Source organism: Chryseobacterium sp. CCNWLW53 (assembly GCF_037083525.1).
Lineage (GTDB): Bacteria > Bacteroidota > Bacteroidia > Flavobacteriales > Weeksellaceae > Chryseobacterium > Chryseobacterium lathyri.
This window is the reverse complement of sequence record NZ_JBAOJR010000007.1, coordinates 138,464-161,591: the sequence shown is the minus strand read 5'-3', so window position 1 is coordinate 161,591 and position 23,128 is coordinate 138,464. Positions and strand designations below refer to the sequence as shown.

Below are 23,128 nucleotides of genomic sequence, written 5' to 3'. Positions count from 1 at the left end.
TACGGTTGCTTAAAAAGATGAAAAAGGAAGATGGAGGGGGACGTTATCGAGAGAGTCAAGAATCAAGAGTCAAGAGTCAAGAATCAAGAGCCAAGAATCAAGAGCCAAGAATCAAGATTTTTTTTAAGATTAAGAGATTATTTAAGACTTTTTTACTCTCAAACCTCGCAACTCGAACCCTATTCCCGGTACTCAAGAATATCGCCGGGTTGGCATTCCAGAATTTTGCAGATGGCTTCCAGGGTATCAAAACGGACCCCTTTTGCCTTGCCGGTTTTAAGAATGGAAAGATTAACGGGGGTGATTCCCAGTTTTTCTGCCAATTCCTTACTCTGCATTTTTCGTTTGGCCAGCATGACATCTAAGTTGACTATAATTGGCATTTTATATAAATAGATCTTGTTCGTTTTGCAAATGTAGTCCTTGCTTAAAGATATTTGCAAGAAACAGACAGAAAATTCCCAACATGAAATGGATAAAAACCAATCCCCAGACAATACTTTCGACCTCCACAAAAAAGCTTGCCGTAATGACCACAGGCAGTGGTATAAAAATATTATACATGTAAAATCTCTTAAGGTGAAGTATATTTTCCTTTGTAAACAGTTTTGACTGAAAAAATACTCTGAAAACTAAAGCTGAAAGCCAGAAAAAAATTCCGTAAGAAACTAAAACCAACAAAAAAGAGAAGATGATATACGAATTATTATTTTCAATATTCATAAACGGATTTTCTGTAAAAGGGTAGTTGATATGAAGATACTGATCATTCTTGTAAGGTGTAACAGCAAAACCTGTAGTCAGGCAAAAAACCGAGTAGGCTAAAGTGATCAGATACCCTGCAGACAATAGGATGCAGATATAGTAAAGTACCTTCGAAATAATTTTGGTCTGGTTCATGGCAATAATTATTTAACTATTGCAAATGTATAATTAATTATCGTAAAACAATAATTATTTTAAATAAAATTTTATTTATATAGATCTGATTAAGTTTATTAACAATGAAAATAAGCCTTCTTAAGGCGTTTTTTGCTAAATTTAATTCTAAAAATTATTTTATGGCTTACAGTACAGATCTTGCAGACAGAATCCGGGAAAGGCTTTCTGAAGTGGCCGAAATTGAGGTCAGCGAAAAGAAAATGTTCAGTGGATTATCATTTTTGGTGAATGGTAAAATGTGCATTAATGTAAGCCATGATAATCTGATGTGCCGTTATCATCCTGATCTGGAAGAGGAGGTTTCGGAAAGAACCGGCTTTCTTCCGATGATGATGAAAGGAAAGCAGCTTAAAGGATATTGTTACGTGGAACCTGCAGGTTTTCAAAAACCTGATGATTTTGAATACTGGATTAAAATATGCCTGGAGTATAATTCGATAGCCAAAGCTTCAAAGAAAAAATAACCTTAATATTCCTGACATTTTAAAATTTAACCATTAAGGTAAAGTTTAGTTGTTAAGAATATTAAGATTTAAACGTATAAGTTTTCGCGTATTTCTATTAAGATTTTCTCCGTCTTTTTTACATCCGGGTAATCAGGAAGAGTAGAAACTGTGTGATGACGTTCTATAGACTTTATCAGATCTTCTGCTTTTTGCATAACTGCTTCATAGGACCAGTTTCCGGCTTTGATATCAAGCAATTCCTCTCTGTTGTCTACACGGATATTTAACGAATTTGTTTTGAATATATGCTCGCAGGACTGTAATAAACGGATGGTGTGCATCATATTCTTACTGTCATAATTCTGGCCGTGTTCCTGATTAACGTTATAACGGTCTTCATTGCGTTCGGAAACCCATTTCCAGTATTCCCTGTAATCTTTACAGTACGTAGAATAGGCATCCAGATTGCAAAATAAATAGGCAACAGACTGTTCTCCTTTCGGGATTGAAGATACGGATACCTGATTGGCTTCTTCATTCTGAATAATTCCTCTGTAACCTGAACTTCCCGATTCATCATAAAAAAGAGCAAACATGCCTTTTGTATGATCAATGCTTACCAATCCACATTTTTCCTGAATTTTTCCGTTATCTGAAAGCCATTTTTTCAATGGAACAGAAGTATCGTTCTGAAGGATATAGCAGAAATCAAGAATAGACTTTCTTTCCTTTTCTACAGGATTGAGGATTTTTTTATTCAGTCCCTTTGCTTTTTTAATCTGAGAAACGGCATAACCGGCAAAAGTGTCCTTACACAATTTGGAAAGAAAATCTTCCGGACGGAGAAGATCCATCAGCGGATGTTTTTGCAGAATACAGTCTTCCGGGCTTGCCAGAACTTCCATAATATTGGGATTATTCTTTTGAAGAAGCTCTACAAATCTCCCTATCTCATAATAAATGATATCATTCGTTTCATTGGAGATCTGAGGAATATAGTTCAGACCGAAGAAGTCTTCTTTTGGTAGATAATATATCCCACGGATATCTGTGTCAGAGTTTTCAGTGGCCAGCCCGAAAGAGCGGCTTCCGGAGATGGCTTCAAAGAGGATGAAGTTATTAGTTTTTAGAAATTCAATAGTCATAATTTGTTTTTTTTCTTTGGATACATGAGTTTCTTCCTTTTCTTTAAAGTTAAACATTGTAGTAGTTTCTAGGCCTTTAATATCTCCCTAAAAACCCTTTCCATTTCATTTTTATCAGATTTTCCTCCGGTCAAACTCTTTGCTCTTTCTTCATTATCGAGTATTGTTTTCTCTAAAAACCCAAAAAGCTCCCAGTCATTCGGGTGGTAATAGGATTCTCCTTTAGTAGCTTTTAATGCGATAAGGTCTTCTATCTTTTTTCGGGTATAATCATCAACCAAAACTAACAATTCGCTGAATAAAACTGGAGGAACCGTTCCTTTTTCTATGATCCATTTACCGGTCAGTGCAGTTCTTAAGCAGTAAAAATATCTTTTCAGTTTTATTTCTTCGTTTCTGCAGGCTTCCAGATACTTTTTGCTCATGCTCAAATAGTGATAGGAAACCGCTATCGGTGAAAAGCAGACATCAGCCAAAGGCCTGAACAGCTCCACAAACTTGTCGTCCTTTTTGTAAACGATGGGAGAATAAAACCAGCTCAGTAAAGCTGCATTCGACTTCAGTAACAAATGAAAAGTCTTTCGTAAATCCCATCCGGAACCGTCCAGATCGTCCTCCGTCATAAACTCTATCGTTTCATCCTTATCCCAGGGAGAAAGATACCAGTCTTTTTCATGACGGTAGATAAAGCGTATATCATAATCACTGTCCGGAGAGGCAAAACCCCATGCCCGGCTTCCGGATTCTACGGCCAAAAGGACTTCTACACCGTGTGTTTTCTCTATTTCTTTTATTTTCTCTAGTATTTTTGGTGTCATTGTATTCAATTTTAAAGCAAAGTAAAAGCAGTAGTGCGCAGTGTTTTTGCGTAGATTTTCCGCTGGAAGTTTTATTTTGAAGCTGTTGAACAAAAAAAGAGACTGTCATTAATCATGTACAGTCTCTTTTCAATAAAATTAAATTCTAACTACTTCTACGTTTAAGCAGTAATCTGCTTAGGTCCTTTTCCTTTATCTTCTTCTTTTTTATCTAATTTCTCAGATATTTTTTTTACGATATACTCTATCGCAATAGGTGCTATAATGGCAATCAATGCTTTAAATATTCTTGATTTCATAGTAAGATTTTTTAATGTGTAAATTAATACAATTTCTGAGCCATTTTAAAAATGTCGGGATTGATCAATATTGTAGAGGGTATGGAGTGATTATTTACCACCCCGTCAAATCTTGGACTTGCCACCCCTCCAGAGGAGGGGAATTCTGATCCTACGAATTTAATCATCATGAAAATCAAAGATTTTCACAAAACTTAAGTGATCTTTTTTTCAACATTATTAAGCTTAAAAATAACTAAAGTGTTCAAAAAAATTTGCAGCTTTTATGGTTGAAAAAGATCAGTTCTCATCAGGAATTACTAAATTCTCATAGTTTTTTAATCCTGCTTTAAATTTGTCCTGAAGCTTCAGCCTTAGTTTTTTAGGCTGATGGACAACCAGGCATTCTCCAAAACCCAGCAGAAGCCTTTCGAGTTCAAAATTAATTTGTACACAGATCTTAAATAATGTGCCATCTTCCGTTTCGCTTATAATTTCCTGGCTTCTATGAAGTGGTTTTGTTTTTACATAAGGCGCATTGGAAGAATCTACAAAGAAAACAACATTTCTGGGAGCCATCGTATCGGAAACTGTAACCCCTACAATATCTTTAAAATATTCATCGCCGTCCAGATCTTTGTCGATATACTGTATGCTTTCCTCCACATCAATCTTTTCCATTCTATCCAGGGCTAAATTGTACATTTTACCTTTATGTTGACAGATCAGGAACCACCTGTTATTAAATTCCTTCAGAAGTTGCGGATGAACCACATAATTGCTGGATTCCCTGGCGGTAAAGCTGCGGTACAGAATATTCAGTACCTTTTTGTTGGATATGCTTTCATAAAGGACATCAATATATTCTAGCCCTTTCAGCTGTTCATTTTTATCCAGATGAATAATGGATTTTTGTCCGGTAGAATGGATGGAATCCTCCAGCTTCTGAATGACTCCGTTCATCTCTTTGAACATAGAAAAATCCTTAAACTGTTTCAGGATCTGAACCGCATTATTCATCGCTTTCAGGTCGCTCTCATTCACAGAAATATTATGGATGCTGTACTCAGGATCGCTGTAGCGGTAGTATTTTCTATCGTATACTTCAATGGGTGCTTCATACCCGAATTTTTCACTTCGCATATTCTGCAGATCCAGCTGGACGGTACGTCTGCTTACAAAGGATTCCTTTCCTTCAAATTCAAAAAGGGCGTCCGAGCAGGCATCGATAAGATCGTCCAGTGTATACTTCCGGTACTTGTTTTTAAGACATTTATCTAATGTTTTGTAACGGATCAGGGCATTTTTATTGGATGACATTTTTTGTGATTTTTTATAGAGAGAGTGAAAAGGTGAATGGTGAAAGGTCAATTTTTGCTTCGCAATTCAATTTTTAATGTGTCAATTCTTTTTTTCAAACTAATCATTCACTTGCAAGGCAAAATTGACCATTGACTTATAAAATGATTCACTTGCGAAGCAAAATTCACAATTGACCCGTATAATTACTTCTGTTTCAACGCTTCCCCTTCAAAGGAAATCCCTTCCCATCCGTATTTCATAAAGTTTCTGATGTTCTGGTGATCTGTTCCTTCCGGGTTTTTTAATACATCTTCCCTGTAAAATTCTCCAAAAAGAGGAAGTGTCTGCTCCTTTGACAATCCCTGAAGTTTTGCAAAACTGAAAACTTTGCACGAATCATTATTCTGACCAGCTTCATTGACGGTATTGCCGTTTTTAAAAGAAGTAGGTATAAAATCGTGATGCTCATCAATATAAGCAATAACTTCTTTGAACTGAATGGTTTCAGGATTGTTTTTTAATTGTTCTAATAACATATTCTAAATTTTAATCAAATGAAAATAAACAGGTCTTTTGACCTTTTTTACAAAAATAATTAAAATATTTTTATCTGCGCAGAATTATTGCGCACTTGTGGTCTTACTTTGCACTATCAAAATCAAAAGACAAATGGAATTTAACGGAAATCACTTAATTGAATTAGGATACAGACCAGCCAAATGGTTTAAAGATGCCATTACACATATCAACGAAAACAATCTGGATGAAGTTCAGATCAGAGAATATCTGGATCAGTTCAAACGGCCGGATATTATCCCTCTTCATGAAACGGCTAAAGATTTTATCATCAACATCAGAGCAGAGCATGAAAGTGAAAATGACAATGTAGAGAAAGTGATCAACACAATGAAAGTTCTGATGAAAACACCTACGCTTACTGCCGGAGCATTGATGCCCGATGCATGTCCTACAGGACCTGAAGGGTTGATCCCGGTAGGGGGAGTGGTGGTCGCCAAAAATGCCATCCACCCTGGATTTCATAGCGCAGATATCTGTTGTTCTGTAATGCTGACAGATTTTGGTGATGCCGATCCTAAAGAAGTGTTGGATGCTGCCCATTCAGTGACGCATTTCGGATACGGAGGAAGACCAAGAGGTGAGCAGATGCCGATGTCCCAGGAACTGATGGATGCGTTCAGAGAAAACTATTTCCTAAATGATGAAAAATTAATCAGCATTGCCCGTTCTCATATGGGAACCCAGGGAGACGGAAACCATTTCCTGTTTGTCGGGAAGTCCAAAAATACAGGAAATACCATGCTGGTTACCCATCACGGATCAAGAGCTCCGGGTGCGGCACTTTACGATAAAGGAATGAAGGTGGCCAACCGTTTCAGACAGGATATTTCCCCTGAAACATTGAGAGAAAATGCATGGATTCCTTTCGATACGGAAGAAGGGCAAGCCTATTGGGAAGCTCTACAGTTGATCAGAACATGGACGAAGGAAAATCATACGAATATTCATGATGCGGTTTTAAATAAGCTCGGGAGAGAAAAACAGGATAGATACTGGAACGAACATAATTTTGTTTTCAGAGACGGTGATCTGTTTTATCATGCTAAAGGAGCCACTCCGCTGGATGATAAATTTATGCCGGATATCACAGGACCAAGACTGATTCCTTTGAATATGTCAGAACCAGTTTTAATTGTTCAGGGAAAAACTAACGAGAGAAATCTGGGTTTTGCCCCTCACGGAGCCGGAAGAAATTTCAGCAGAACACAGCATAAAAGATCATTAGCCCATAAAACGGTTGAAGAAATCTTCGATGAGGAAACTCAAGGATTAGATATCCGTTTTTTCTCCAATGAAATTGATATTTCTGAGCTGCCAAGCGCTTATAAAAGTGCCAAAAACGTAAGAGCTCAGATTGAAGAATATGGACTTTGCGAAGTTCTGGATGAGGTGACGCCTTACGGATGTATCATGGCAGGTGATGTAGGAAAAAATGCGCCGTGGAAGAAAAAAAAGAAATTCAGAAAAGCATAATTATTAATATAATATTCAAACCTTATAGGTTTTCAAAACCTATAAGGTTTATAAGAACTAATAACCAAACCTTGCGGGTATAAAAGCCTGTAAGGTTAATGAAAACTTTTTTCATAAGGCAGGGGCAGTAGCTCAGATGGTAGAGCAACAAAAATTACTTTTCGCTGCAGGCACATAAAGTTCCTATAAATCACCAGGTTTGTGGGTCACAGGTTCGAGTCCTGTCTGCTCCTCAAAATAAAAAATAAGGCAAAGAAAGTTCCTATAAGTTAGAATTACTTTCCGCCTTTTTACAAATTATAAGGCAAAGGGAGTTCCTATATTTTCGGTAAATTACTCCCCGCTTTTTATAAACTATAGGTAAAAGGAGTTCCTATACACTTCACTTTTAATGAACCTACTCCTCACTTATTTTTAAAATTAAAAACAATGAAAACACTAAAATTATTCAATGCAGTATTAGCTAAGGAATCGAATGCAGAGCTATTTGTTTCCAATGACGGTTTTATCATTGAACCTGATGCACTATGGGCAAAAAATGAGATCATTTCTTATTATGCAAAGGAAAAATTAAATGGAAATGATTTGAATAAAACCTTTCATAAATCCTGGGAGAAAATAAAAAATACCTCCAGAATTGATTTGTTTTTTGAACAGATTCAACATTATATTTCAACATATGGAAGCGATTTCCAGAATGAAATCTATATTCCTGCTGAAATACTGAATGTTCCGGATATGAAGCTGGTTTTTAAAGTAATCAAAGCCTATACTGTAGAAGAGATGCAGGAAAAGTGCCTTTCTCTTTTGAGATCAGGAATTGCTTTAAAAGAAGAAACTATTGATGAATTGCTTTATATTTTACATACGGAGCTGGAATATGATTTTACGGGAAAAGAAAACATCAGAAATAAGGAAGCTGTTATAAAAATAGCCGATCTGTATGATGTATATCCTGAAAATCCTGTTGAGTTTTTCCGTTATGTTATTTATAAAACGACCAATACTACGCTTTTAATCAAAAGTGATGATCTTATGGATTTAATCAAGCAAAGTAAATTCAATCCAAGTTATCTGTTTGAAAGCTTCGGGCTGGAAAAACTGGCGGAAATTTTTAACAGGTTCAAGCCGTTATTTCTTGCCTATAAAAACAGAGCTCCGAAAGCCATCAATAAAATTTCGAAGCTGTCTAAAGTACATCATAAACCATTGATTTCAAATCCTTTGAATGATGCTACGAATACAATGCTGGAAAACAGTGATTGGCACTGGCTGGAAAATGCAACACCGTTTGCACTATTCAAAGCATTGTCAGCATGTTATTCTAGAATGTATGGCCAGGATACTTTTGTTTACAGAGTCCGAAACGGAAAATCCTGGGTGAAAAAAGGTAAGGAAACTTATGTGAATCAATTCAACTATGATTTTATTCTGGATTATCTGAAACTGAAATATGATAACTTATCCGGAAAGAAATTCTATTTCCCGGAGAATGTAGAATTTGCATTACCCACTTCTGAAAAAATGTTTGTTGGAAATATTCCTACCGGAACCCGTTTTTATGGCGACAGACTGGCTGTAGGTATTTATTGGGAAGATCTATGGGGTGCCCGTGACCTTGATCTTTCAGGATTAAATATCTCCGGGAAAATAGGTTGGAATGCCGCTTATAATCATGGTGACGGACAATTGATGTATTCAGGAGATATGACTTCCGCTCCTAACGGTGCCGTTGAATATCTTTATGCCAATAAAGGACTGTGTACTCCAACACTTGTTATGAATAATGTTTTCAGCGGAAATGCAGATTGCGGATATAAAATCGTTGTCGGAAAAGGAGACAACATTTCCTACGATTATATGATGAATCCTAACAATCTCTTTGCTGAAGCCAGATGTAACTCTGTTCAGAAGCAAATGATTCTGGGAATGCTGGTGGCAAAAAACGAAAAGCAATGTTTCGTACTGTTGAATTTCGGAGCCGGACATTCTCATGTTTCAGGAAATAATCAGGTTTCCACGATGGCAACAACTGCATTGTATCAGCAATGGTACGAAGCCATGTCTTTCAATGAGCTTGTAAAAGAGCTTGGAGCAGAGATTACAACAGAAAAAGCGGAAGCTGATTTCGATTTCTCACTGGAAACGCTTGAAAAAGATAGCTTCATAAAGATTTTTAAATAGATATAAAATAAAGCGTAAACATCTGCGGCATCAGCAAAATCTGCGAGAGATTTCAAAATAATAAAAAAAACATTACGATGTTCAAATTTTACAGACATAAAAACCTGTAAAATTTAATCAACTGCCATTTTGATTAATACAATCAGGGTGGCCGTTTTATTTAGATTCAATTATATAAAATCATAGATCCCGTTCTTCCAGCCCAGAACTTTTGAAGAATCTGCTTTAAGCCAGTTTTTAAGAACAGTAGCATAAACTTTTCTGAAGTCTTCGGTATAGATCAGATCGCCTTCATTCAGCTTTTGCAGATCAGGAAGTGCGTTCAGAAGGCCTTTCTTTTTAAGACCTCCGCTTATAAAAAACATTTGGTTAGCTGTCCCGTGATCGGTTCCATTGCTGGCATTTTGGGCAACCCTTCTTCCAAATTCTGAAAAAGTCATTAACAGCACATTTTCAAAAATTCCATTGCTTTTCAGGTCGGTTACAAAAGATTTTACTGCTTCATTGATGTCGCTGAAGAGCTTTTTCTGCCTGTCATTCTGATTGACGTGCGTATCAAAGCTTCCTACCGAAAGATAATAAACCTGAGTATTGATATCAGATTTAATCAAGGAGGCGACAGTTTTAAAATCCTTTCCCAGCTGGGAGTTTGGATAAGTCTGCTCTGTTTTTTTAGACTTACTTTTTTCAAAAATATAATCAGCATTATTAATGGTAGAACCCAAAGTCTGATATAAATAAGAAACTGTTTCATCTTCATGATGATGATCGTAGAGAGATTTAAAATACTTCTCCTGGCTTGTTTGGTAAAGTCTTTTCGGGTCTTTGAAAGCAAATGCTTTATTGTTTTCCCCTTTCAATGCAAGACTCAGCATATCATCAACTTCAAGAGCTTGTGTGGGATGTTCGCAGCGGTAGCATTCTTCATCCAGAAAACGACCCAGCCAGCCTGTTTCCAGGAATTCGTCGCTGCGGCTGGCAGAGTGCCAGATATCCATACTTCTGAAATGCGATTTGTCAGGATCCGGGTATCCTACATTATTCATCACCGACAACTCACCGTTATCGAAAAGTTCTTTAAAAAAGGACAGTGCCGGATTGATTCCCGTTTCATCATTAAGCGGTAAAGAATCTTTGATGGCGATACTGTTTCTTTCTTTAAAATAAACATCGTTTTTTATAGGAATGATTGTATTCAGTCCATCATTTCCGCCCGTAAACTGCAGCACCACAAGAATCTTCTGATTAGTCACTAAGGCTTCATCCAGCGCCATTGCTTTCAGAAAATTGGGCATCATGAACGATGCGGTAGCTAATGAACTTATTTTGAGGAATTCTCTTCTCTTGATTAACATAATTTTGTTTTTTTAGGTAAAAGGTAGCAGATAATAGATGACGGGTAGCAGGACTGAATCTTGATTTTACTAATATTGGAAGCTTTATTAATATTTTAAAGTGACAAATAATAAATCAAAGGCTGCAGAGCCAAACGGCGGTTACTATTACTGCAACCTTTTATCTGCAACCTACTATCTACACTTAACATAATTGGTATTCCGGGGTAGACATCAGATTGATGATATTCATTTTTATACTTTTATCAGAAAAGTTTTTCACAGAATCCATATCCAGTGTTTGGGCATTCTGAATCAGATAATCTTCACATTTTTTATCAGCAAATACTTTTTCCAGCCTGTTCCAGTCTATCGTGATGTTGGGATTCTTAAATGATTTGTTCAAAGCGGTTTCACGGGATTTCATGCCCATGTCAATATCGTCATCCTGTCGGGGGCTGTATTCTAAAGGGCGCAATCCGGACCATATCTGTGGAATCTGCAATCTCAGCATCAGGGTAGAGCTGTCTATCCATGACCTTCCGCTGGGCCATCCGGCTACGTTGGGAGGGTAGAGTAGCATTTGCCCCAGCAATTTCTGGTAAACGATGAGATTTTCCGGATTCTGAATGTTCATGGGAAGCATCCGCATTATTCCGGCCATCAGTTCTACGGGAGATTTTATTCTGTTTCCGATATTCTTTTGCGCGTAGAACCATGAACTTGAGAAAATTTCAGTCATAAGCTTTTTGATATCATATCCGGAATTGTAAAAGTCTGCACTTAACTGATCCACAATAGGACTGTCTACATTTTCATTAACGAAGAACTTATATATTTTTGTGGTAATAAATCTGGCTGTGGCTTTCTGTTCAAGGATAATATTTAAAATGTCAGTTCCGGTGAAATTTCCGGTTTTCCCTAAAAATATTTTAGAACCTTCATCATGCAGGTTTTTTCTTTCTTTAAAATAGCCTTCTTTGTCATAACCCCATCCTGTAAATGCTCTTGCGCCTTCCCTGATATCTTTTTCAGTGTAATTTCCCCTTCCCATGGTAAATAATTCCATCACTTCACGGGCAAAGTTTTCGTTCGGGTGGCCTTTCTTGTTTTGCTGATTGTTGAGGAAATTCAGCATTGCCGGCGACTGGCTTACTTCAAAGAGAAGATCTTTAAAATTGCCCAACGCATTCTTCCTGATCGTATTAAGGAGCTGTTTATTGAATTTTGAATTATTGATTCTTGCTGCAAAATGTCCATGCCAGAAAAATGACATTTTTTCTCTCATCTGCTCCCTGCTGTTCACCATTCTGTCCAGAAAATTAAGGTTCAGTTCATTATTTTGCTGCCTGCTGATGCGCTGCATTTCTTTTCTTTGTTCTGCAGGGGTTTTAGCGACCATCATATCCTCTTGAATAAAAGTGTCAGGAGTATCATAATTAACTTCTGTAAAGTTTTCTTCTTTAAATAAATCATCAGTCAGCACTTTTATGCTCTTGTTTTTAAGATCACCGATCTGGTTGATTCCGACTCCGAAACCGGCACGCCAGAGAAGATGTTTATTATGTAATAATGAATCGGGCATGGTGGAGATTTAATTTTTTGATTAAATAGAACGGAAAAGGTTAAAATAATAACGGTTAAGATTTCTTAATATTATCTTTTTTTAAGATTTAATTTAAACAATCATTTGAATTTATTATAAATTAACATATTGATAATCATTATATTGTAATGCGATTGAGTGTTAAAGTCGAAAAAAAGGCCTCCCTTGGCATGATTTTTACAGCTTATTGGAATAGTAAAATTAAAATTAGAGTTATGAAAATGTTAAAACAAGCAATAGTACTGGCTGGAATCTTAACAGCAGGTATCGCAAGCGCACAGAACTCAAAGATGAATAATATGATCAAAGTAGGTGCGAATGTTGGTTTAGCAGTGCCTGCGGATAATCTATCTGCAGCAGCAGGTGTAGATGTATCTTACCAGAATTTGATCACTCCAGGATTTGGATTAGGTATTGCAACAGGGTATACTCACTATTTCGGAAAAAGCAACAACGGTTATGATAACAACGATGTAGGAGTAATTCCTGTAGGAGCTTTAATAAGAATTTATCCTAAACAGACTGGTTTCTATTTTGGAACAGACTTAGGATATGGTTTTCTTGTAGGAGATGATAAAGTAGCTTCCAACAGTTCTGCTGACAGACCGGACGGAGGTTTTTACATCAAGCCGGAGATCGGATACCACAACAGAGACTGGAATTTCTTCGTACAGTATCAGAAGGTTTTTGTAGGAGATAAAGGAGATATTGCAGGACAGGATTATAATGTGGGGAATATCGGAGTAGGATTCGGATACAATATTCCATTAGGAAAGTAGTTAGATTTTTATATAAACAATTATTAGCCAAAACCTTTTTATGAAAATGAAAAGGTTTTTTGCTTCCCTGCAAGATTTACGAAAACTATTATTATATTTGATAAAATTTGAGGTTATGATTTTGAATCCAAAATTTCCGCTTTATTTACCAGGAGTAGAGAACAGTAATAATGATAATGTCACTATCATTGGAGCAAGTCTCCGTGAAGATATAACAATCTTAGGCTATTTTGTTTCCAGTAACGGAGGCCTTGAGATTAAAATTCAGAATGAGTATAACACTAAAGATTACACTTCATTTTCTGACATACTAAGAAAATTCATACAAGATAACCAACTGGACAATGTGAAGCGTCTGGCAGTGGCTGTACCGGGACCTGTAATTAATGGCAAAAGTAGCCCTGCACGATTGGGCTGGGATCTGGATATTGAAGAATATACCAGAGATTTCGGATTCGAGAAAGGGGATATGCTGAATGACCTTGAAGCGTCAGCCTATGGAATGGGACTTCTTGAGGACAGCGATCTGGATCCTATTTATACCGGCGGACATCTTGAAAAAGGAAATGTAGCGATCCTTGCTCCCGGAAACGGACTGGGTGAAGCCGGATATTTCTTTGACGGAAAAAACCTGAGACCTTTTGCAACAGAAGGAGGACACTCAGAATTCTCACCAAGAACAAATGTTGAGGTAGAATTTTATCAGTTCTTAAATAATATCTATGGTATTGTAAGCTGGGAAAATGTACTCTCTAAAACCGGTCTTTTCAATATCTACAGATTCTTGAGAGACGTAAAAAGACATCCGGAACCGGAATGGCTTGCAGAACGTCTTAACGGAGGAAACTTTGTAGAGGAAATTTACAAAGCTGCGGTGGAAGATGATGTGCTGATTTGTAAAATTGCTTTAGACACCTTCGTGGAATTCCTTGCAAGAGAAGCCAATAACCTTGTACTGAAACTTAAGGCTACCGGAGGACTTCTGATCGCAGGAGATATCCCGCAGGTGATCAGAGAATATATCGACAAGGGTAAATTCTATGATAAGTTCAAGATCAGCGACAAGATGGAAGCATTACTGAAAAGCACACCCATTTATCTGATTAAACAGAATCATACGGCATTAAAAGGAGCCGCTCTGTACACTGCCTACTATCAAAATTAACATACAAAACTCCGAAACTTTCGGAGTTTTTTATGGACTGATATTATTCATAAAAATAATTGATTTTATTGATATACATCAATGAAATCTATCAGATAAGTTGGCTACATTTGCACCATTAAACAAGTAAATAACTTATTCAAAATGAAAAAAATATTCTTATTAGCGGTTTTAGCTGGTGGCCTTGCATTAGGACAGTCAAAAAAAGTAGTGGCATCTGATGTTCACTGGTGGGGATACAAAGTAGCAAAATCTGAGGCAAGTTCTCATGACGGTACAGTGAAAGTAAAATCCGGAGACATGATCATGAAGGGGAATAACCTTGTAGGAGGAAGCTTTGTACTGGATATGACTTCCATCAACTCAACCGACCTTACCGGAGAATACCAGCAGAAATTAAACGGACATCTTAAGAACGGTGACTTTTTTGAGGTTGAAAAATTCCCAACTGCTTCTTTCAAAATCACTTCTGTAAAGAAAAACAGCGATAAGATCTATAATTCTTTAGTAACTGGAAACCTTACCGTTAAAGGAAAGACAAATCCTATTACTTTCCCTGCAAAAATTGCTTACAGCAAAGGAGTGGTAAGTCTGGTTTCTGAAAAATTCTCTTTCGACAGACAGAAATTTGATGTGGCTTACAAATCTACAATGCAGGATGTTTTTGTGAAAGATGACATCGAAATGCTTGTAAAGGTGACTGCTAAATAATTTAATCAAAAAAAGATTATTAAAAGTGTAGAAGTTCTACACTTTTTTTTATTTTTGTTGAATTGTAAATAAAAAAGAATGAAAAGATTACTATTGTTTGCTATGATGTGTGTGAGCATATCATTTGTTTCTGCACAGAAGAAATTTGATAAGGTTTCAAAAGTGACTTCATCAGAGATCAGGTGGTGGGGATATAAAGTTGTAAAAACTGAAGCTTCTTCGCATTCAGGGACGGTAAAGCTGAAAAGCGGGAAATTCAATTTTGATAAAACAGTCCTTGTAGATGGAGAGTTCATTATAGATATGAGAAGCATAATGGCGGGAGATGTTTCCGATGAAGATCAGATTAAGCTTACCAATGATCTGAAAAGCACCAATTTCTTTGAAGTTAAAAAATTCCCGATCGCAAAATTTCACTTGACTAAAATCATTCCTTTAGCAAACAGTGAGTACAATTCAACAGTTTATGGTGATGTTACCATCAAAGGAGTAAGAAAAACAATTACTTTCCCTGCCAATGTATATGTAACCCAGTTTACAGTAGTGGTAGAGTCTGCCAAGTTCTCTCTGAACAGAAGAGATTTTAAAGTATTCTACCAGTCTTCGCTGAAAGATTACTTCATCAAGAACGAAATGGATATCCAGTTCAGGGTTTCTACAGAAAAGCTTGATAACGAAAACAGGGTTCCTGTAAAGAAAAAGAAATAAGTACAATATACTTCAAATATTAAAAAGGGCGGTTTTTATAAACTGCCCTTTTTTGGTGGTATAAACAGGGTGTCGAGATTAATTATTCTTTAATTCGGTTTGCAATTCGACCGTTTATTCAGTGGCGTAGGCACGATCCTTTGCCTCTCTTAAATAAAAGGATGAATAAAGGCTTCACGTTAAAAACTTCATATGTACCAAATCTGACATTCTAAAAACCCTCAATAAACTTAATGGTTCCAATAATGCACAAACAAAATTTAATCACTGTCTTTTCCTCCATTTTTCATAAATTAGTACTATGAAAATTTATGTAGTAAGCGGTCTCGGGGCCGATTTTAAAGTATTGGAAAGACTGGAATTTCCCGAGAACTGTGAATTAATTTTTATAGACTGGCTCATTCCCGAAAAAAACGAGCCTTTTCATTCCTATGTCCAAAGAATGGCAGAAAAAGTAGATGATTCTGAGCCGTTCTGCCTGCTTGGATATTCTTTTGGCGGCATTATGGTGCAGGAGATCAATAAGCTGAAGCCTGCACAAAAAGTAGTCATCATGGGAAGCATTAAATCAGATAAAGAAAAATCTAAATTTATCAGGACCGGTGAGATTACAAAGATTCCAAGAATACTTCCTGTCGGGATGTTTAATGACAAAGCTGCCAATGTGTATTCTGTAGTCAGAAAACTTTTCGACCCTAAAAATCCTAAAATCCTTGAATATTTCAGAGTCAGAGATCCCTATTACCTCAAATGGTCTGTAGAAAAAGTTTCGGAATGGAAATTTGAAGAAACTCCGGAAGTTATTCAGATATTGGGAGATAAAGACATTGTTTTTCCTATTAAATATTCAAAACCGGATTATGTGATCAAAGGAGGAACCCATCTTTTTCCTGCTACAAAACACAAAGAAGTATCTAAAATATTAAAGGAGATTTTTATTTAAAACTGCTTGCATTTTAATTTAGGTGTAATATTTAAGGGTTATTTGATTAAAATATATGTTTTTATAAAATTTATATTTAATTTTGATAGGGTTAAATGTAAATTGTATGAAAATTGGTTTAAAATGGATCGTCTCATTCTCGGTCATTACCCTGGTGGCATTCGGAGGATTATTTTGGAGTCCGGTTGTTGATCTTCCCAATACCGGAGAATTTCTCAGTGAAGATAAAATCGTAGGGGCAGATGTAGCATGGATTCTTGCAGCAGCAGGGCTTGTACTCTTGATGACACCCGGACTGTCGTTCTTTTATGGAGGCATGGTAGGAAAGAAAAATGTGATCTCCACGATGCTGCAAAGCTTTATTGCGCTCGGGGTTATTTCTATTTTATGGGTCGTTGTAGGATTTTCCTTATCGTTTGGGGATTCATTAGGTTTTGAGATCAATGGTATACATTACGGAATCATTGGAAATCCCTTAAGCTATCCATTCTTCAGCCATGTAGGAGTGTTACCTCACAAAATGATGGCTTCCACCATTCCTTTCGTCCTTTTTGCCCTTTTTCAGATGAAATTTGCCGTTATTACTCCCGCACTGATCACAGGTTCTTTCGCTGAGCGGGTGCGTTTTATCTCTTATTTGTTGTTCATGGTGCTTTTCAGCATTTTTATCTATACACCGCTTTGCCATATGGTATGGCATCCGGACGGGCTTCTGAATAAATTTTTTGGAGTAAAAGATTTTGCCGGTGGAACTGTAGTCCATATGAGTGCCGGTTTTGCAGCTTTAGCCGGAGCTATGGTCCTGGGAAACAGGAAAAATCCACACCATGAGCCTTCCAATATTCCTTACGTACTTCTTGGAACAGGAATGCTGTGGTTCGGGTGGTTTGGGTTTAATGCCGGTTCCGCTCTGAGCGCAAATGCATCTGCTGCAATGGCTTTCGGGACAACGACCATTGCTTCTGCTTCTGCTATGATGACCTGGATATTTTTTGACAGGATCAATGGAAGGAGCGTTTCTGCATTGGGAGCCTGTATCGGGGCTGTAGTGGGGCTGGTAGCCATTACCCCCGGCTGTGGTTTTGTAAGCATTCCGGAAAGTCTTTTTATAGGATTTGCAGCCGCTATTGTTTCCAATCTTATGGTAAACTCGAAAGCGTTGAAAAAAATAGATGATACCCTGGATGTCTTTGCCTGTCATGGAGTAGGGGGAATTATGGGAATGATCCTGACCGCTGTTTTTGCCCATGGTGAAAATGCCAGCCTTCTTCATGGTGGTATTGAAGTTTTTGCCCATCATATGGCTGCTCTGGTGCTTGTTTCAGCTTTTACATTCTTTGGCTCGCTGCTATTGTATAAAATTACAGATTCCATAATTACCCTTAGAGTTTCCGAAGAAGCAGAATCTATTGGGCTGGATCTTTCCCAGCATGAAGAAAGTTTCAAGTGATGATTACTAAAAAAAACAGGGCATAGGCAGTAAAGCTGAATGCCCTGATAAATACTCAAAAGGGATTTTTCCCAAGCTTATTCAATGGATTGGATGGCGCTGAAAATTTTGTTTTTTGATTTTTCAAATACTTCGCCCCCAAACTCTTCATTATCTAATGAAAAAATGGTAATATCTTTGACTCCCATGATTCCGAAAATGTGTTTTAGGTAGGTTGTTTGAAAATTGATATGTCCGTTTTTTTCATTTTCTCCGTATCCTGTATCGCCCCGGGCAGATAATATAAATGCTTTTTTGTTTTCAAGCAAACCTACGTAGTCGCCATCGGGAGCCCCTGATCTGAATTTCCAGGTTTCATTGATGCGCATCACCTGATCTATATAAGCTTTTAACCCACTTGGAACAGCCCAGTTATACATTGGAGTTCCAATAACATACATATCGTGTTCTTTAAGCTCTTGTACCAGCTCATTGCTTAGCCGTAATGCCTTTTGGTTTTCTTCTGTCCTCTCTGAAGGCTTTTTAAAGGCTCCTGCAATCCAGGATTCGTCAATATTGGGAATACTGTCAATACCTGTTTCTCTGTACGTAAATACATCTGAGGGATATTTGGCTTTCCAGTTTTCAACAAAAAGTTGGGTTAATTTTCGGCTGTAAGATCTTTCATTTTTTACACTGGCGTTAATAATCAATACTTTCATTATGATGAATTTTATAACAGCAAAATTCCTGATTATTCATTTCTGAAAAATTGATCTAGTTCAAGAGGATTTATTTTTTTTCCGGATTCGGCTTATAAATTCAGCTGACACGCCTAAATAGGATGCAATTAAATATTGAGGAACTCTGGAGGCAATATCAGGATAAGTATCTAGAAAATCATAATATTTCTGTTCAGCTTTGTACATGTTATTAAATACAATTCTTTTCTCAAGAGTTCCCAGGTAGCCTTCTAAAATAATCCTGAAGTATCTTTCCAGGGAAGGAATTTCCTGCAGCATTTTTTGAAAAGACTGATGACTGATCTGTAAAAGGTTTGTTTTTTCTACGGCCTGTATATTGTAAATGGAAGCCTTTTGTTTAGAAAAGCTGGAGATATCGGTTGCCCACCAATTGTCAATAGCTAAAAAAAGAATCTCCTCATTTCCGTTTTCTGAATTGATGCAAAACGCTTTTAAAACACCCGAAACAATATAGCTGTCATAGCGACAGGTTTCTCCGTTTCTTAAAAGAAATTCACCTTTTTCCAATGTTTTTTCTGTCCAGAAGCTTTTGAAAACAGCTTCTTCTTCGGGACTTAACCTGATATGCTGTGCAATATTCTTAATTAATGTTTCCATTTGAAGTGATTAAAAGGAGAGAAACTTATATAATGGATTGAGGTGACCACTATAACTGCTAATTTACAAAAATACCTATTATAAAGGCATTCCATGATTTATGAACTGTTATTAATTCTGAGATCCGGGAACGCTTTTATTGGGATTTATCGCGTATCTTTGTTTTAAGAGGAAAATGAAGAATTATCTATGGAATCAATATCGGTTTTTGAGATTATTAAAGTAGGAATAGGGCCATCCAGTTCGCATACGATGGGCCCATGGAATGCAGCTTCTGCATTTATTAGAATTATAAAAAGGGAAAGATCCATCGAGGAAGTAAAGGAAGTTTTCCTTGAATTTTTTGGCTCTTTAGCTAAAACCGGAATCGGACATGGGACGGATATTGCCGGAATGCTTGGACTGAATGGAGAAGATTTCAAAACAATAGACACAACAAAGATCGATGAGAAAGTCGATAAGATAAAAAATACCCAGATCCTGAATCTGGGTGGCGAAAAAGAAATTCCTTTTGTGTACGGACATCACCTGATCCTGAATATGGAAAAATCACTTGATTTTCACCCAAACGGAATGATCTTTAAAGCTGTTTTTGAAGACGGCACCGAGCTTGTTCAGGATTTTTATTCTGTAGGAGGCGGTTTTATTGCCAGCCAGGAAAAAAATTCCATAGAAAAGCACTGCGTCCGAACATTATATCCTTGCCATCACGGTTCGGATATTGTGAAATACTGTGAAAAATTAGGATTTAAAAGATTTTCAGATCTGATCCTGATTAATGAAGAAAGCTGGAGATCCCAGGAAGAAACCAGGCAGGAAGCACTGAATATCTGGAAGAACATTAAAGAATGTATCTACAAAGGCGTCAATAAAGAAGGCATTCTTCCAGGTGGTTTAAATGTGACCAGAAGAGCTGCAGGCATCAACAGAAAGCTTTTAGGAGACAAGATCTATAGAAATATCGATGAATGGTTTAAATTGGTGGTCGATGCAGAAGAGAATTTTACCAATATCAATAAATGGATTGCTTGTTTTGCTTTGGCAGTGAATGAAGAAAATGCGAGCTTCGGAAGAATCATTACAGCACCTACCAATGGAGCCAGCGGTGTTATTCCGGCAGTTTTAATGTATTCGCAGGCATTTACAGAATGTATCAGCGAAGATGATATCGTAAGGTTTTTACTGGTTGCCGGAGAAATTGGAACTTTATTCAAGAAAAATGCAACCATTTCTGCTGCAATGGGTGGATGCCAGGCTGAAATCGGAGTTTCATCAGCGATGGCAGCAGCCGGACTTACAGAGATTTTAGGCGGAAGTATCGGCCAGGTATTGATGGCGGCTGAAATAGCTATGGAACATCACCTTGGACTTACCTGCGACCCGATCAAAGGATTGGTGCAGATTCCTTGCATTGAAAGAAATACAATGGGGGCCATGAAAGCGATCACAGCGGCTAATATTGCTCTTGAAAGTGATCCTGCTAAAGCAAAAGTAACACTGGATGAAGTAATTCAGACCATGTGGGAAACGGCTTTATCAATGAGTGACCGTTTTAAGGAAACTTCAGAAGGTGGACTTGCCATTGCGGTCAATGTTCCTGAATGTTAAGAAGAAAACGATACTGTTTTATATAAAAAATCCTTAGAAATTAATCTAAGGATTTTTTATGATGTATTTAAAGCTTAATAATTTTAAACCATTAAGAGCTATGAAACGATTAAGGAAATTAAGACAAAATCAATTGTTTGTTAAGGACAAACCAAGCTCAGCTTAGTACTTTTAATACCTTAAAAAAGGCTTGTTTTTATCTTAAAATACCTCTGATCCTGTTGGCATTGCTGATCAGTTCTTCAAGGTATTCATAATTTTCTTTTTCTAATGCGGCTTTGAATTTTCGGAGCTGTGTGATATGTTCATTCAGAACATCCAGAACATTCTCCTTGTTTTGCTTAAAGATAGGCACCCACATTTCAGGATGAGATTTTGCAAGACGTACTGTACTGGAGAAACCGGAACTGGCAAGCTGAAAAATGGTCTCTTCTTCCCGTTCCTTTTCCAAAACAGTATTGGCCAGAGCATATGATGTAATGTGTGAAATATGTGAAATATAGGCCGTATGAATATCATGAGCTTCCGCATTCATATAGATCAGGTGCATATCCAGGTTTTCTGCCACTTTTTCAACCAGTTGAAGCGCATCAGGGGCAGATTCCTTTTTATTGCAGATCACTCCGGCTTTTCCCGAAAAACTGTCAGAAACAGCAGATCCTGGACCACTGTTTTCTGTACCCCACATTGGGTGAAATGCTACAAACCTGGAACGTTTCGGATGGTCTTTGACAGCATTTACAATTCCGGCTTTGGTTGATCCCGCATCCATAACGGTCTGTTGGTCTGATATAAGATCCAGAACCTCCGGAAGCAGTTTTCTGGCCGCATCTACAGGAACGGCAATGATGATGAAGTCTGCATTTTTAACTCCATATTCTAGATCCGTGCCGGCATCGATAATATGACGATTCAATGCTTCCGTAATATGCTGCTGATTATTGTCGATTCCGTAGATAAAATCTGCAATGCCTTTTTCCTTTAATTTTAAAGCCATTGAGCCTCCGATTAACCCTGTACCAATAATACTTATTTTCATCTTTTAAATTTTTTTAAAATAAAAAACCCCGTCAAGGACGAGGTTTTTAAGTTATGTTCATAAGAATCCTAGCCCAGTTTTGAGTTAAAAATTCTATAATAATATGTTCTGTTATTGAAATTCACAGAGCGAAGGTATAAAATATTTTTTAAACTCAGGATATTTTTGACTTAAATTATTATGGTGCTTCTTTGCCCGGATTAACCTTCAAACTGAAACTCAATATCTGTTTTTCTCTAGAGAACCTTATACCTGATGGATACTAGGCCACCTTTTTGTACTTTTGTATAACGAGGCCTTTTTGTGAAAAAAATGATTTCACTGAATCGTATCCATTTTATCATTAAAATCTAATAATATGAATTATCTGAAAAAAATATCATTCATGATATGCTTTGCTGCAGGCATCTGCCAAGCTCAGCAAAAGAATACTGATGCGGATTATAGTTTTAGCGGTCTTATTGACCAAAAAATTCCTGTTGAACTAAATGTCAGCGTTTCAAAGAATGTCGTTTTAGGGAACATCAGATATGTAAAAACTAAAGAAAAGAAACCCATTAAAATAATAGGAACGCTGAATTCTGGAAATCATTATCATCTGGAGGAATTTGAAAACGATGGGAATATCAGCGGAATTATTGATGGGGTCTTAAAAAATGGAAAATTAGAGGGAGACTGGTCTTCCACAAAGTCTGACGCCGTTTATCCCATGACACTTGATGTTCAAACTAACGTAAATCCGAAGCCGGAAATATTTTCATCTATTCCGTCTGATCATTTTGAAGGAACGTTTACCTATCAATATGGAGAAAATGGGTATCAGGGAAGTATTACTATTAAAAAGATAAAAGGTCAGATGTATTCCTATGATATTGGCTCTGTGACCAGGGCTCCGGGCAGAAATATTGCAGATGCGTCAGGAGAAGTGATGATTAAAAATAATCAGTTTACTATTGAAATCAATAAATCATGTTCATTCCTCGCTACATTTTATAATGGATTTATATCAATTACATCAGTCCCATCTGAGCAGTCGCGTGATTGTGAGTTTGGACTGAATGCAACTTTAGATGGAACTTTTCTTAAAGTAAAATAGATTGGTGAATTAACGCAAAACAAACTTATTGAATCACTCTTGTAAAAATAAAAACCAACTTTTAAAAGTTGGCTTTTATTATAGAATGCACCAATGAGCCTCCCTACATAGTTGCATTATCATGAAGATTAACTAGCTTTGTTACAGAGCAGTAAATCAATATCACAGCAAAATACAATGAT

The 23,128-nt window shown here is 37.0% G+C and carries 24 protein-coding genes and 1 tRNA gene; 12 read left to right on the top strand and 13 right to left on the bottom strand.

Going from position 1 to position 23,128, the window contains the following annotated elements; all coding sequences use genetic code 11:
- Positions 1-179: 179 nt before the first annotated feature.
- Together V6R96_RS20305 and V6R96_RS20300 are read right to left on the bottom strand one after the other, a co-directional pair.
- Positions 180-383 (bottom strand): helix-turn-helix transcriptional regulator, encoded by a 204-nt coding sequence (locus tag V6R96_RS20305; RefSeq protein ID WP_040995723.1) that lies wholly within the window; start codon positions 381-383, stop codon positions 180-182.
- A gap of 1 nt (position 384) precedes the next feature.
- Positions 385-900 carry a DUF2975 domain-containing protein gene (locus V6R96_RS20300; RefSeq protein WP_336380059.1) on the bottom strand — a complete coding sequence of 172 codons (516 nt, stop codon included), beginning with the start codon at positions 898-900 and terminating at the stop codon, positions 385-387.
- A 161-nt stretch (positions 901-1,061) separates the two neighbouring features.
- Between V6R96_RS20300 and V6R96_RS20295 the strand changes: the two genes are divergently transcribed.
- Entirely contained in the window at positions 1,062-1,406 is a 345-nt protein-coding gene (locus tag V6R96_RS20295; protein WP_336380058.1) for a TfoX/Sxy family protein, read from the top strand.
- Between the two features lie 68 nt (positions 1,407-1,474).
- On the opposite strand, the gene V6R96_RS20290 is transcribed toward V6R96_RS20295, so the two are convergent.
- From V6R96_RS20290 to V6R96_RS20265, 6 genes are all read right to left on the bottom strand, one after another.
- Positions 1,475-2,533, bottom strand: a complete 1,059-nt coding sequence (locus V6R96_RS20290; protein WP_336380057.1) for a DNA polymerase beta superfamily protein — start codon at positions 2,531-2,533, stop codon at positions 1,475-1,477.
- 68 nt (positions 2,534-2,601) lie between these two features.
- Entirely contained in the window at positions 2,602-3,351 is a 750-nt protein-coding gene (locus tag V6R96_RS20285; RefSeq protein WP_336380056.1) for a nucleotidyltransferase domain-containing protein, read from the bottom strand.
- Positions 3,352-3,512: 161 nt separating this feature from the next.
- Positions 3,513-3,650, bottom strand: a complete 138-nt coding sequence (locus V6R96_RS20280) for a hypothetical protein (protein ID WP_165570718.1) — start codon at positions 3,648-3,650, stop codon at positions 3,513-3,515.
- 23 nt (positions 3,651-3,673) lie between these two features.
- Positions 3,674-3,820, bottom strand: coding sequence for a hypothetical protein (locus tag V6R96_RS20275; RefSeq protein ID WP_336380204.1), 147 nt, complete (start codon positions 3,818-3,820; stop codon positions 3,674-3,676).
- Positions 3,821-3,929: 109 nt separating this feature from the next.
- Positions 3,930-4,949 (bottom strand): WYL domain-containing protein, encoded by a 1,020-nt coding sequence (locus tag V6R96_RS20270; RefSeq protein ID WP_336380055.1) that lies wholly within the window; start codon positions 4,947-4,949, stop codon positions 3,930-3,932.
- Positions 4,950-5,134: 185 nt separating this feature from the next.
- Positions 5,135-5,467, bottom strand: a complete 333-nt coding sequence (locus V6R96_RS20265) for a HopJ type III effector protein (RefSeq protein ID WP_336380054.1) — start codon at positions 5,465-5,467, stop codon at positions 5,135-5,137.
- 715 nt (positions 5,468-6,182) lie between these two features.
- Between V6R96_RS20265 and V6R96_RS20810 the strand changes: the two genes are divergently transcribed.
- The 3 genes from V6R96_RS20810 to V6R96_RS20250 all read left to right on the top strand — a co-directional run bounded on the left by V6R96_RS20810 (position 6,183) and on the right by V6R96_RS20250 (position 9,167).
- Positions 6,183-6,983: an RtcB family protein gene (locus tag V6R96_RS20810; protein ID WP_407934766.1), complete on the top strand. Its 801-nt coding sequence runs from the start codon at positions 6,183-6,185 to the stop codon at positions 6,981-6,983.
- 121 nt (positions 6,984-7,104) lie between these two features.
- A tRNA-OTHER gene (locus V6R96_RS20255) sits at positions 7,105-7,216 on the top strand.
- Positions 7,217-7,412: 196 nt separating this feature from the next.
- On the top strand, positions 7,413-9,167 hold the full coding sequence (locus V6R96_RS20250) for a hypothetical protein (RefSeq protein ID WP_336380052.1): 1,755 nt from the start codon (positions 7,413-7,415) through the stop codon (positions 9,165-9,167).
- Between the two features lie 170 nt (positions 9,168-9,337).
- On the opposite strand, the gene V6R96_RS20245 is transcribed toward V6R96_RS20250, so the two are convergent.
- Together V6R96_RS20245 and V6R96_RS20240 are read right to left on the bottom strand one after the other, a co-directional pair.
- Positions 9,338-10,522 carry a DUF1501 domain-containing protein gene (locus V6R96_RS20245; RefSeq protein WP_336380051.1) on the bottom strand — a complete coding sequence of 395 codons (1,185 nt, stop codon included), beginning with the start codon at positions 10,520-10,522 and terminating at the stop codon, positions 9,338-9,340.
- A gap of 184 nt (positions 10,523-10,706) precedes the next feature.
- Positions 10,707-12,086 carry a DUF1800 domain-containing protein gene (locus V6R96_RS20240; protein ID WP_336380050.1) on the bottom strand — a complete coding sequence of 460 codons (1,380 nt, stop codon included), beginning with the start codon at positions 12,084-12,086 and terminating at the stop codon, positions 10,707-10,709.
- A gap of 236 nt (positions 12,087-12,322) precedes the next feature.
- Between V6R96_RS20240 and V6R96_RS20235 the strand changes: the two genes are divergently transcribed.
- From V6R96_RS20235 to V6R96_RS20210, 6 genes are all read left to right on the top strand, one after another.
- Positions 12,323-12,886: a hypothetical protein gene (locus tag V6R96_RS20235; RefSeq protein WP_223558637.1), complete on the top strand. Its 564-nt coding sequence runs from the start codon at positions 12,323-12,325 to the stop codon at positions 12,884-12,886.
- 115 nt (positions 12,887-13,001) lie between these two features.
- Complete coding sequence (locus V6R96_RS20230; RefSeq protein WP_111956255.1) at positions 13,002-14,051, top strand: glucokinase; 1,050 nt, start codon at positions 13,002-13,004, stop codon at positions 14,049-14,051.
- A 144-nt stretch (positions 14,052-14,195) separates the two neighbouring features.
- Entirely contained in the window at positions 14,196-14,762 is a 567-nt protein-coding gene (locus tag V6R96_RS20225; RefSeq protein WP_336380049.1) for a YceI family protein, read from the top strand.
- A gap of 78 nt (positions 14,763-14,840) precedes the next feature.
- Complete coding sequence (locus tag V6R96_RS20220) at positions 14,841-15,470, top strand: YceI family protein (protein WP_111956122.1); 630 nt, start codon at positions 14,841-14,843, stop codon at positions 15,468-15,470.
- Between the two features lie 301 nt (positions 15,471-15,771).
- Positions 15,772-16,413, top strand: coding sequence for an alpha/beta hydrolase (locus V6R96_RS20215; protein ID WP_336380048.1), 642 nt, complete (start codon positions 15,772-15,774; stop codon positions 16,411-16,413).
- 106 nt (positions 16,414-16,519) lie between these two features.
- Complete coding sequence (locus V6R96_RS20210; RefSeq protein ID WP_111956126.1) at positions 16,520-17,863, top strand: ammonium transporter; 1,344 nt, start codon at positions 16,520-16,522, stop codon at positions 17,861-17,863.
- 77 nt (positions 17,864-17,940) lie between these two features.
- Here V6R96_RS20210 and V6R96_RS20205 read toward each other — a convergent pair whose 3' ends face one another.
- Positions 17,941-18,564 (bottom strand): NAD(P)H-dependent oxidoreductase, encoded by a 624-nt coding sequence (locus tag V6R96_RS20205; RefSeq protein WP_336380047.1) that lies wholly within the window; start codon positions 18,562-18,564, stop codon positions 17,941-17,943.
- A gap of 60 nt (positions 18,565-18,624) precedes the next feature.
- Positions 18,625-19,203 carry a Crp/Fnr family transcriptional regulator gene (locus V6R96_RS20200; protein ID WP_336380046.1) on the bottom strand — a complete coding sequence of 193 codons (579 nt, stop codon included), beginning with the start codon at positions 19,201-19,203 and terminating at the stop codon, positions 18,625-18,627.
- 189 nt (positions 19,204-19,392) lie between these two features.
- Between V6R96_RS20200 and V6R96_RS20195 the strand changes: the two genes are divergently transcribed.
- Positions 19,393-20,811 carry an L-serine ammonia-lyase gene (locus V6R96_RS20195; protein WP_336380045.1) on the top strand — a complete coding sequence of 473 codons (1,419 nt, stop codon included), beginning with the start codon at positions 19,393-19,395 and terminating at the stop codon, positions 20,809-20,811.
- A 196-nt stretch (positions 20,812-21,007) separates the two neighbouring features.
- Here V6R96_RS20195 and V6R96_RS20190 read toward each other — a convergent pair whose 3' ends face one another.
- Positions 21,008-21,850, bottom strand: coding sequence for a prephenate dehydrogenase (locus V6R96_RS20190; RefSeq protein WP_336380044.1), 843 nt, complete (start codon positions 21,848-21,850; stop codon positions 21,008-21,010).
- A gap of 358 nt (positions 21,851-22,208) precedes the next feature.
- Between V6R96_RS20190 and V6R96_RS20185 the strand changes: the two genes are divergently transcribed.
- Positions 22,209-22,946 (top strand): hypothetical protein, encoded by a 738-nt coding sequence (locus tag V6R96_RS20185; protein ID WP_336380043.1) that lies wholly within the window; start codon positions 22,209-22,211, stop codon positions 22,944-22,946.
- Positions 22,947-23,128 lie beyond the last annotated feature (182 nt).